We start from the raw sequence: 10289 nt of genomic DNA on the forward strand, positions 1-10289 counted from the left end.
GCGCGAACGCAGGAAAGGAGGCCGCCATTGTGCCATGTGGGGGAGCGCGCGGCGGAGGACGGCGCGAAGCGCCGCGAGGAAGGCGCATGGGCTTCGCGCGCAGGCGTGGGCGAGGATGCGCGCGCAGGTACGCGGCGCGACAACTTTTCCGCGCAAGGCCGGTCCAACGCCGAACGCCGCGAGGCAGGTGCGCGCTTTGAATCGCACGCGTTGGTATTTTTGCAGCGCCAGCGCTTGGTGCTGGTCGCGCGCAACGTGTACTGCCGTGCGGGCGAGATCGACCTGGTGATGCGCGATCGTGACGGCACGCTCGTCTTCGTGGAAGTGCGCGCACGCACGCGGCACGGCTACGGCGGCGCGGCGGCGAGCGTGGGCTGGCACAAGCAGCAGCGGATCTTGCGCGCGGCGCGCTACTACCTGGCGATGCGCTCGCATGCGCGCGAAGCGTTGCCGGCGGCGTGCCGCTTCGACGTGGTGACGTTCGAAGGTGGGCGCCTCACGTGGCTGCGCGACGCGTTTCGCGAAGACGGGCGCTGAACGGGCGCAACGTAAGCGGATGCGATCGAGCGCGGCCAGGCGCGTTCAGTTCAGGTGCCTCGCGCGAAAAATGGCCTGAAAAACGCGTATAGAAAAGAACGCCGGAAGAGAACGCGCTTGAGTGCGATAAACTTGCGCCACACCGCATTCACGCGGAATATTCAAGATACACGCAGTACAGATTAGAGAGTCGATGTCCGTCGAACGAATTCAACAGCACTTTCGCGACAGCGCAGCCGTCAAGCTCGCCGCGATGGAAGCCCTGGCCGTGCCGATTGCCGCAGCGGTCGACACGATGTTCACCGCGCTGGCGAACAGCAACAAAATTCTTGCATGCGGCAACGGCGGCTCGGCCGCCGACGCCCAGCACTTTGCCGCCGAGCTGATCGGCCGATTCGAGCGCGACCGCCCGGGCCTGCCGGCGCTGGCGCTCACGACCGACGCCTCCGTGCTCACGGCACTGGCGAACGACTACGCCTACGACCAGGTGTTCGCGAGACAGGTGCGCGCGCTCGGCCAGCCCGGCGACGTGCTGCTCGCCATCACGACCTCGGGCAACTCGGCGAACGTGCTGGCCGCCATCGACGAAGCGCACGAGCGCGAAATGATCGTGATCGCGCTGACCGGCAAGGGTGGCGGCACGGTGAACGACGTGCTCGCAGACACCGACATCCACCTGTGCGTGCCGTCCGAGCGGACCGCGCGCATTCAGGAAGTACACCTGCTGACGATCCACTGCCTGTGCGATGGCATCGACGCGATGCTGCTGGGCGAAGACTGACACCGAAGGACGAAGGAGAGGGAGTTGATGAGCAGAAACAGCATGACGCGCGCGCTGGCCCGGACCACGCTGACGATCGGCTTTGCTGCCTCGCTGTGCGCGAGCCTGCAGGGCTGCTTCCTCGCCGTTGCGGGCGCCGCGGCGGGTGGGACCGCGCTGGTGGCGACCGACCGGCGCACGGTGGGCGCGCAGACCGAGGACCGCGAGATCCAGGTGAAGGCGCTCAAGGACCTGACTAGCGGGTTGCCCGATAGCTCGCATTTGAATGTGGCCGTGTTCAACCAGCGCGTGCTGCTGACGGGTGAGGTGCCCGACGAGGCTTCTAAGCAGAAGGCCGAGGTCATCGTGCGCAATATCGCGAACGTGGGGTCGATCGTGAATGAGCTGGCGGTGCAGCCGGCGAGTTCGTTTTCGACGCGCGCTAATGACTCGTATCTTGAAGGGCGTGTGAAAAGCGAGCTTGTCTTGTACAAGGACATCTCGGCGAATAACTTCAAAGTGGTGGGCGAGCGCGGTGTGATCTATTTGATGGGCCTCGTGACCGTGGACGAAGGCAATATTGCGGCGAATGCTGCTAGCACGGTGCCGGGGGTGATGCAGGTGGTGAAGTGCTATCAGTACATCCAGCCGCAGCAGGCGATGGCGGCGAATGGCCAGGCGAATGGGAATGCGCCGACGCCGGCGCCTGTTAGTGCCGCCGATGCGCCGCAGGTGGGGGCTGTGCCGGATTCTGGGGTGAGCTCGCGGCCGCTCGATCAGCAAGCGCCAGCGCCGGTGATGGAGTCGTCGCCCGCGCATCCGGGTAGCAATGGGGCGACGATGTGATGGGGATGCGTTCTGCTGTGATGAGTGGGCGGGTGGTGGCTGGGTTGCTCGGGGTGATGCTTGTTGGGTTGGGGGCGTCTGCTTCGGCTTTGGCTGCTGTTGGCGATGGGATGGCTGTCGCGCGGTCCAATGCCTGCATGGGGTGTCATGCGGTGGATCGCAAGCTTGTGGGGCCTTCGTTTAAGGATATCGCTGCGAAGTACAAAGGCGATGCCGGGGCGCAGGCCAAGCTCGAGAAGAAGGTGCGGGACGGTGGGGCTGGGGTGTGGGGGGCTATTCCTATGCCCTCGCATCCTGCTATGAGCGCTGGGGATGTTCGCGATGTCGTGGCTTGGGTGTTGGCCGGGGCGCCGGCTTCAAAGTAGCGTTTTCGAGGTGCTCAAAATCTTGAGATCGCGCAATTTTGGTGCTTGGCACAAGCAAAAATAGCTGTGCTAGAATCGATTGGATAGTGGGGCGGTAGCTCAGCTGGGAGAGCGTCGCGTTCGCAATGCGAAGGTCGTGAGTTCGATCCTCATCCGCTCCACCAAATTGAAGTCTGAAGAAATCTAGCGAAGGCTGGAAAGTCCTTATCTGACGGGGCTTCCAGCCTTTTTTACGTCCAGGGTTGTCCAACGACATCCGGTGGCATTTCGGCGAAAGTTGGGGCAGCATATGGGGCATAGGCCTCTGCCCCCGCCGCAGGATGCCCCCAAATGGCCCTCACGGACGTCGCCATCAGGAACGCCAGACCCACTGGCAAAACCCAGCGCATCTGGGATGGGGGTGGGCTGTATCTCGAGGTCACTCCAATTGGGTCGAAACTCTGGCGGCTGAAGTACCGCTTCGACGGCAAGGAGAAGCGGCTGTCGTTCGGGCGATACCCGGAAGTCAGCCTGAAGGATGCGCGGACGAGGCGTGACGAGGCGCGCAAGCTCCTGGCGAACGACACCGACCCGAGCGCGTACAGGAAGGCAGCCAAGGCGGCCAGGCTCGCCAGTGCGGCCAACGACTTCGAAACGGTCGCGCGTGAATGGTTCGAGCGCATGATGGCCGACAAGGCCCGGTCTCACAAGGACAAGGTCATCGCGCGGCTCCAGAACGACATCTTCCCATGGCTCGGAAAGCGGCCCATCTCGGACATCGCGGCGCCGGAGTTACTCACGTGCCTGCGGCGCATCGAGGCCCGCGGCGCGCGGGATACGGCGCATCGGGCACTCCAGAACTGTTCGGCAGTTTTCCGGTACGCGGTGATTACCGGCAAGGCCCTCAGCAATCCCACTGACCATCTCAGAGGCGCTTTGCCGCCGGCTAGGCCAGGCCACTTTGCGGCCGTCACGGAACCCGAGAAAATCGGCCCGCTGCTGCGCAAGATGGATGAAGTGAACGCCACATTTCCAGTCAAGTGTGCCCTCAGGTTAGCGCCGTATCTGTTTTGCAGGCCTGTTGAACTGCGAACCATGCGGTGGACGGAGGTCGACCTTGATGCAGCAGAATGGCGCTACATCGTCGGCAAGACCCAGACGCCACATCTTGTCCCGCTCGCGACGCAGGCGGTCGCCATCCTGCGTGAACTCCAACCCATGACAGGGCGATGGGACTATGTGTTTCCGGGCAGGGACGACAAGAAGCAGCCCATGTCGGGCAACACGGTGAATGTGGCGTTGAAGCGTGCAGGCATCAGCACCCGGGAAGAGCAGACGGGGCATGGCTTCAGGGCGATGGCCCGGACCATCCTGCACGAGCGGCTCGGCATCCGGCCCGAGGTCATTGAGCACCAGCTCGCGCACAGCGTCCCGGACCCGCTGGGCACCGCGTACAACCGGACGAAGTTTTTGGATGAGCGGAGAAAAATGATGCAGGAATGGGCGGACTATTTGGACAAGCTGCGCGAAAATTAGAATATTCGCGCAATTAATGCTCAAAAAAGTGCTTGACGACGTGTTTAAAGGCGCGCAATACTTCGCCCGTCGTCGATGTACGACAGCTGCTGGCAAGCCCTGCTCTGGCAGCTTCGAGGAAACTATTGAGGCAGTATCTCCACGCTTATACGTGTGGATTGAGGACATATCTCCAGGGGCTTTATTGTGGAGATGGTCATATGCAAAATCTGCATGACTTTGTTATTCGCCAGCCCAACGTGGTGGCGCTTTTCCCGGTTCAGCATTCAACTGAAGTTGAGCGCGCTGCTCGCAGTCCGCTCACGGGCGTCGCAATTAAAAACGCAAAGCCGCGTGACAAGTCCTATCGCATGCACGATAGCGGCGGCCTCTATCTCGAGCTGTTCCCCAATGGTTCGAAGCTCTGGCGCTGGAAGTATCGCTTCCAGGGAAAGGAGAAACGGCTGGCTCTGGGAGCGTATGGAACGTCGGACTCCAGTGTCGGGCTGAGGGATGCACGCGAGAAGCGAGACGCCGCACGCAAGCTGCTGAGAACAGGCGTTGACCCAAGTGCAAACAAACAGCTGCTCGCGACCACGAAACAAGTCGAGGCAGCCAGCACTTTCGAGGCTGTTGCCAACGACTGGTACGCGCGGATGATGTCGGATAAGGCCGAGTCCCATCGTATCAAGGTCAAGGCCCGCCTAGAAAACGACATCCTTCCGTGGCTGGGACAGAAGCCCATCTCGGAAATCACGGCTCCTGAGATACTGGCGTGCCTTCGGAGAATCGAGGAGCGAGGCGCGCGCGATACGGCCCATCGGGCGATGCAGAATTGCTCTGCGGTGTTTCGCTACGCTGTAGCGGCCGGCCTCGCCCGGGATAATCCTGCCGCTCATCTGAAAGGTGCGTTGCCACCAGCAACGCCCGGCCACTTCGCTGCCATCACCGAAGCGGAGCAGGTAGGTCAGCTGCTGCGCAGGATGGAGGCGGTCAGTGGGACGTTTCCGGTCAAATGTGCGCTCAGGCTTATCCCCTATCTGTTCTGCAGGCCCGGCGACCTTCGAACGATGCGATGGCATGAGGTGCATCTCGGAGCAGCCGAGTGGCGTTTTGTCGTGAGCAAAGGCAAGGAGCCGCATATTGTTTCGCTTCCGAGGCAGGCGGTTGCCATCCTGCGCGAGCTCTATCCTTTGACAGGGCGAGGAGAGTTTGTTTTTCCCGGGAGGGATGACAAAACGCAGCCGATGTCGGATGCCACGGTGAACCGGGCATTGCAGCGCGCCGGGATAAGTACCCGCGAAGAGCAGACCGGCCACGGATTCAGGGCAATGGCACGTACTATCCTGCACGAAAAGTTGCGTTTCGCGCCAGACGTCATTGAGCACCAGCTGGCCCACCGTGTCCCAGATGTATTGGGGCGAGCCTATAACCGGACACGGTTTCTGGATGACCGGAAAAAAATGATGCAGCAATGGGCCGACTATCTTGACCGGCTGCGCGACGGCCTTGAGCCGGACGTAGCGGCTGAACCCCGGTTGCTTATTCGCAACCGCGAGGGCCGATAGCGCGTCGCGCGTTCGCATTGGATGACAGGTGCCGGCAAGCCCGACTCCGGCAGCTTTGAGGAAAAATTGATGCAGTTAATCCACGACCGATTCGTGGATTGAGGAAATATCCGCAGGGCGTTTATTGGAGCTAGGCTCATGCAAATTCAGCATGACTCACTGTTGCGCTTGCCTGAAGTGTTGGCGCGTATTCCGGTTTCCCGTGCAACCTGGTACGCAGGGGTGAAAAGTGGTCGTTATCCGCCGCCGGTTTCACTCGGCCCCCGGTGCGTGGCCTGGAAGGCGAGCGATATTCAGCAACTTGTCACTCAGGGCGCGTCGGACAGCAGTCCAGTCAATTAACGACTTAATCTGTACTTCCAGGCATGCCGTCTAAAGAAAGACCGGGTGGCGAGTACGCTGCCCGGTCTTCCAGCTCCGTCACATTCTTGAAAATGCGGCGTCCAGCAGGTTATGCACGAAGGCGCCGCCGTCGCAGCTGCGAAGATGCGCGTAGTGTGCCTTTACGGTCTCGACCTCGTCATGGAGAACCGCTGCAGCTGCATCCCAGGCTCCTGGCGCCCGCTTGAGCGTGGCGGTGCCAATGATGTAACGGAAGCCATGTGCTCCAATACCTGGGCAGTCCCACAAGTAGCGGCGAGTCAGAAAGAAAATCCGACGGTTCAGGGATTTCCATATGCCAATGTAGCCGGCCGGTTTCTCGTCCATTGAGGACAAGAAAACGTAATCCACCTTGTTCGCGTCGGGCAACATGGGTCGATAGACTTTCAGATAGCGTTCTATGTCGCGCCAAACGGCATGATTGACCGGCATATCGTAGTCCCGATTTTTTGCGGCACCCCTGGCATTCTTGAATGCCCGCTTCTCAATGCGGATAAACCAACTACCGTCTGGCCGCCGATAAAGGTCGCCGCTATTGTCGGCACGATAGGTCAGCAGCTTCATGTTTTTTGCACGCAATGGGTTCGACGCCATCAGTTTTACGAGGACGATGTCTCGCGCCCAGACGGCCTCGTCAGCACCGCCCGTGGTCGGTCGGCAACTCTTCATTCGCGCAATCATGTCGGCGACGGCTTGCAACGGGTCATCAAGCTCGAGCACACTTTTGATGGGCGCCATTGGCTCCCTCGAATGCTCAACTCCTGCAACAGAGAGATTTTTTTTCGTCTCCGAGGCCCACGCGTAGGCTTCCTGGCAGGCGTCGCGCCACTCCTTAGGTCGGTAAGCTTCCGGGAGTTGCGACTGCAACTCTGGCATTTGAGTAAGATAGCCATGCACGGGGTGGTTGAGCGCTGCGACAAACTTGGCAACGTCGAGCACCCCTTCGTGCATCTTGCCGTCCGCACGCTCAATCAACCATTTCATGTATCGATGAACCATTCGTTTGTTGGAATACCAGGCGAGCGTCTGAACATCGCCGCTGGGTAGCCCGGCACCGCCGAGTTCTCGCGCGCGACTAAGCCATCCGAGAAAAGCAGTCACATGTGGCCAGACGACGCTTGCTGTGGGAACGTATTTCCCTTTGGAGAAGCAGTACCAGTTGCGCTCTGTTTCTCCCTCGGTTATCAGGTCTGTCGTGACCCAAACACCACGCGCATGCCGTCGAAGGTCCGGCAGCTTTTCTGTCTTGTGAACAACAAATTCCGACCATTCTTGCGCCAGGGAGTCGGAGATTTGCTTCAGGCGGTACGGGTCCTTCGAGTTGCTCGCCAAACGCTCGCGATAGGGAATCTTTCTCGTTGGCGTGCTTTCGAGCGGTCTGAAATACTGACGCTCAAATGCCAGCGTAATTAAGGTATTCGGTTCCAAAGCAAAGAACCGCTCAAGTCGCTTCAATGAAGGAACGGAACGGGGATTCGGCAACGCTCCCTTCACCCAGCCGCCGAGTGTCGCTTTCGTAATGCCGGCCGCTCTCGCCAACCCGGCGACAGTCGTCTGGCTTTGCGTGAGGAGCTCGTCCAGCATCGACTGGAACGGCGACATAGAGTTGGCAGTGGCCGCCGCGACGCGGTCGAGATGGGTTACCAGTGAGCACCACTTGCCCATCAAGCTCTTGCGGTTTGCGATATAGCTTTTATCGCGACCTTCGGCCTGCAGGTTCTCTACGTGAGTGCGAAGATTGCGGTAGTAGGAGCGGCGCAGCAGCGAACCAATTATGTCTTCTGTGGATACGCCGAAGCTGGCCAGAAACGCCCGGAGGGCGGACTTCAGGTTTGGGAGTGCCGAGGCGGGAGTTTCACCTTCCGCCACGCGCTTGTCCATTTCCTCCGAGAGTTCCCGGAAGGTTAGAGTTGAAACTGCAGACATACGTATCTTGCGTTTGTCTGCCCGGACTGCCTGGATTGGTCGTCTCCGCGAGCTATTAAGAGAGACCGGTATGAGCAAATTATCCATCGTCGTAAGTCTCTGACTTAAAACGATTATATGCAATTTCTATCGAGCATCGCCATGGTAAGAGACGTGCTCTATCGCTCATTAACCTGTCCTCTTCATACCTGAAAACCGGAGTCGGGCATCGTTGACTCGCATTCGGTATAGCTCGAATAACAGGCGTGTCACTAACTTACGAAGCGGAGTCGCGCATGTTTGTGCTCCCTGCGTGAACGCAGGGATTCCGCGCGTCAGGCGCGGCCTTTCGGCTTCTGTCAGAGCGAAGTTGACGTTTTCAAAGCACACCACGAGTTCGCATTGGGCCAGCACCACTGGCCCGAAATAGCTGGCCACTGTCGTCCACACACGGTTCATTGCTCTGCGCCAGGCACCTGCCGCTCTGAGTCCTTCAACAGATGCCGGTGCTTTGAGGCTTGGCAAGAGCCACTGGTTGCCAGGACAATGGCGCATCGCGTCTCTTGACCTCCGCGCATGCTCCTCACTTCCACCCAAATTGGCACCATCGGCGAGAATCTGTTGGTCAACGCGGTCATGAAGGGGAGCCGCGGCCGGCTTTCACCGTTTCAGCCCTTGGCAGATGACGACGGCATTGACTGTCTGTTCTGGGACAAGGCGACCGGGCAATCAGTCGCTATCCAGCTGAAGTGCCGAACCGTCACCCTTTACAAGCCCGGCACCAAAGAGCGCGGAAATCAGGCCCATTTTGAAGTCCGGAAAACGACCTTCAATGAGTCGCGTCGAGCGTATCTGGTCGCGGGGCTCTGCAACGAGGAGCTGACAGGTTTTTTGGTGACTTGGCTGATTCCCATGTCGACGTTGCCAGACCTCGCGCGCAATAGCGCAAGCAAATGGGTCATCCGTCCGAACAAGTCGGACGGCAGCGCGGACCGCTTTGCGCCTTACCGGTGCAGTTCAGCCGATGAACTGGTCCAGCGCATCATCGGTATATGCGAAGCACATGAAAATGTGGCAGCGCTGTAGTTTCCGAAGCGGATGTCTCGTGCATGGACAGCGAAGTGGATAAGTTGGCCGAGGACGAGGAAATCCACCGCCGAGGCTTGATTATATGTCGTAGCATGTGTCCAAGACTTCGGTTTCGTCCGGTGCCGGCGTCTCCGACGTGCGAACTGGTGCTCGCACCTGTGACGACGTGTCTCTTACCACGACGACTTTCCCGGCATTTTTGCCTTCCGTTTCCAGTTCACATTTCGTCCAGCCGGTCGCGCGCTTGAGCTTGTCGAGTGCGGTGAGCAGCGCCGCGCGCCACTTGCTTTCCTGCATCGTCTGTCTTCCCATCAGCTGCTTAAGGGTTTCGGGGTACATGGGGTACGGGGAAACAAGCGTCGAATAGAAGGCGTGTAGGCCTCTCGCAAGTGGATTTCCCTCGAGGAGTTGCCGTTGGGACTGCCGGAGAAGTGCCCACTGCTTGCGGTCGAAGAGCCTGGCCAGCTCGATGTCGAGCAAAACGTCAAAGTCGAAAACCGCAGCCGATTCTTTGTCGCGGCGATACATTTTGAGAATCAGCCTCGACTTGCCAGTGAAAAGCCCCGGCACCGAAAACTCGAATTCCGCGCGGAAGAGGCGGTCAAGCGATTCGTCCAGAAGCTTTCTGGTCTTGCCGCCGGAGCTGCGGCCGAGCGCCTTCAGCAGTTCAGCGCGATTGAAACAAACGCGGGATTCGCGCTGCATTTCACACTCGCTGGCGAATACGCGCCGGAGAAGTTCGTAAAAGACATCGGCGTCACCCTGGTCGAGTTGATGACCGGCGGTCTGGAAGACCTCGATGTCGCTCGTCGAAGTGAGCGGTGTCTTTTCGAGGTACAAGGGGCGCTCGGCATGGCACCGGTAAATCTGGGTGCTGAAGATGGCGCTGCGCGCGAGAGCGTGCGCGGTGACGAGGTTGTTCCTCAGTCCGTATTTGAGCGGCAACTTGTGCCACGTTGACAGTGTGTCGTCCTGTATTGAGGTCATCTGCTTTCCCGTCGTTGGGGTTACATGGCCGCCCGACGGACGGCAGTGAGTATATGTCGGAGGACAGCTCATGCCGGGGTCGTGGGGACTTGAGGCTGACGCGGCGGGGACTTTTGGCTAGGAAGCGGGGACTTGTGGCTGGGAGGTGTGTGAAAACGACGAGCAAATACCGGGACATTTGCCGTTTCGTGGACGGCAATACATAAGTAAGAGATATTCAATCAAGGGGCTTGGAGGATTAATTCAGCTCGCTTCGCTCGCCGCCGCAGATGGAAGTTTTGCCGCCTGCGAGGGCCGCGTGTGTCTGTGCCCCGTGTGAATCGGCTTGCCAGGGCGGGCTGCGTACGGTCTTCCGGG

The 10289-nt window shown here is 59.7% G+C and carries 10 protein-coding genes and 1 tRNA gene; 9 read left to right on the forward strand and 2 right to left on the reverse strand.

Going from position 1 to position 10289, the window contains the following annotated elements:
* Nucleotides 1-27 precede the first annotated feature (27 nt).
* From EYW47_RS11645 to EYW47_RS11680, 8 genes are all read left to right on the forward strand, one after another.
* Nucleotides 28-537 carry a YraN family protein gene (locus EYW47_RS11645; protein ID WP_240763645.1) on the forward strand — a complete coding sequence of 170 codons (510 nt, stop codon included), beginning with the start codon at nucleotides 28-30 and terminating at the stop codon, nucleotides 535-537.
* A 193-nt stretch (nucleotides 538-730) separates the two neighbouring features.
* Nucleotides 731-1318 carry a phosphoheptose isomerase gene (locus EYW47_RS11650; RefSeq protein WP_133194991.1) on the forward strand — a complete coding sequence of 196 codons (588 nt, stop codon included), beginning with the start codon at nucleotides 731-733 and terminating at the stop codon, nucleotides 1316-1318.
* 27 nt (nucleotides 1319-1345) lie between these two features.
* Nucleotides 1346-2143 carry a BON domain-containing protein gene (locus EYW47_RS11655; protein WP_133194992.1) on the forward strand — a complete coding sequence of 266 codons (798 nt, stop codon included), beginning with the start codon at nucleotides 1346-1348 and terminating at the stop codon, nucleotides 2141-2143.
* A 56-nt stretch (nucleotides 2144-2199) separates the two neighbouring features.
* On the forward strand, nucleotides 2200-2508 hold the full coding sequence (locus EYW47_RS11660; RefSeq protein ID WP_240763660.1) for a c-type cytochrome: 309 nt from the start codon (nucleotides 2200-2202) through the stop codon (nucleotides 2506-2508).
* A gap of 88 nt (nucleotides 2509-2596) precedes the next feature.
* Nucleotides 2597-2672, forward strand: a tRNA-Ala gene (locus EYW47_RS11665).
* 166 nt (nucleotides 2673-2838) lie between these two features.
* The gene (locus EYW47_RS11670; protein WP_133194994.1) at nucleotides 2839-4023 is read left to right on the forward strand and encodes a tyrosine-type recombinase/integrase; all 1185 of its coding nucleotides are present in this window, start codon (nucleotides 2839-2841) and stop codon (nucleotides 4021-4023) included.
* 200 nt (nucleotides 4024-4223) lie between these two features.
* Nucleotides 4224-5570: a tyrosine-type recombinase/integrase gene (locus EYW47_RS11675; protein WP_133194995.1), complete on the forward strand. Its 1347-nt coding sequence runs from the start codon at nucleotides 4224-4226 to the stop codon at nucleotides 5568-5570.
* Nucleotides 5571-5708: 138 nt separating this feature from the next.
* Nucleotides 5709-5912: a helix-turn-helix transcriptional regulator gene (locus EYW47_RS11680; RefSeq protein ID WP_133194996.1), complete on the forward strand. Its 204-nt coding sequence runs from the start codon at nucleotides 5709-5711 to the stop codon at nucleotides 5910-5912.
* A gap of 78 nt (nucleotides 5913-5990) precedes the next feature.
* On the opposite strand, the gene EYW47_RS11685 is transcribed toward EYW47_RS11680, so the two are convergent.
* The gene (locus EYW47_RS11685; protein WP_133194997.1) at nucleotides 5991-7832 is read right to left on the reverse strand and encodes a hypothetical protein; all 1842 of its coding nucleotides are present in this window, start codon (nucleotides 7830-7832) and stop codon (nucleotides 5991-5993) included.
* A gap of 600 nt (nucleotides 7833-8432) precedes the next feature.
* Between EYW47_RS11685 and EYW47_RS11690 the strand changes: the two genes are divergently transcribed.
* Nucleotides 8433-8942: a DUF4365 domain-containing protein gene (locus tag EYW47_RS11690; RefSeq protein ID WP_133194998.1), complete on the forward strand. Its 510-nt coding sequence runs from the start codon at nucleotides 8433-8435 to the stop codon at nucleotides 8940-8942.
* Between the two features lie 81 nt (nucleotides 8943-9023).
* Here EYW47_RS11690 and trfA read toward each other — a convergent pair whose 3' ends face one another.
* Nucleotides 9024-9932, reverse strand: coding sequence for a plasmid replication initiator TrfA (trfA, locus tag EYW47_RS11695; protein ID WP_133194999.1), 909 nt, complete (start codon nucleotides 9930-9932; stop codon nucleotides 9024-9026).
* Between the last annotated feature and the right edge of the window lie 357 nt (nucleotides 9933-10289).

The sequence above is a fragment of the Paraburkholderia silviterrae genome (genome assembly GCF_004353915.1).
In the GTDB taxonomy this organism is placed as follows: domain Bacteria; phylum Pseudomonadota; class Gammaproteobacteria; order Burkholderiales; family Burkholderiaceae; genus Paraburkholderia; species Paraburkholderia silviterrae.

Coding starts and splice junctions, on each gene's coding strand:
- EYW47_RS11650 (WP_133194991.1), top strand. CDS start 731: ATGTCCGTCGAACGAATTCAACAGCACTTTCGCGACAGCGCAGCCGTC.
- EYW47_RS11655 (WP_133194992.1), top strand. CDS start 1,346: ATGAGCAGAAACAGCATGACGCGCGCGCTGGCCCGGACCACGCTGACG.
- EYW47_RS11660 (WP_240763660.1), top strand. CDS start 2,200: ATGCTTGTTGGGTTGGGGGCGTCTGCTTCGGCTTTGGCTGCTGTTGGC.
- EYW47_RS11670 (WP_133194994.1), top strand. CDS start 2,839: ATGGCCCTCACGGACGTCGCCATCAGGAACGCCAGACCCACTGGCAAA.
- EYW47_RS11675 (WP_133194995.1), top strand. CDS start 4,224: ATGCAAAATCTGCATGACTTTGTTATTCGCCAGCCCAACGTGGTGGCG.
- EYW47_RS11680 (WP_133194996.1), top strand. CDS start 5,709: ATGCAAATTCAGCATGACTCACTGTTGCGCTTGCCTGAAGTGTTGGCG.
- EYW47_RS11685 (WP_133194997.1), bottom strand. CDS start 7,832: ATGGACAAGCGCGTGGCGGAAGGTGAAACTCCCGCCTCGGCACTCCCA.
- EYW47_RS11690 (WP_133194998.1), top strand. CDS start 8,433: ATGCTCCTCACTTCCACCCAAATTGGCACCATCGGCGAGAATCTGTTG.
- trfA (WP_133194999.1), bottom strand. CDS start 9,932: ATGACCTCAATACAGGACGACACACTGTCAACGTGGCACAAGTTGCCG.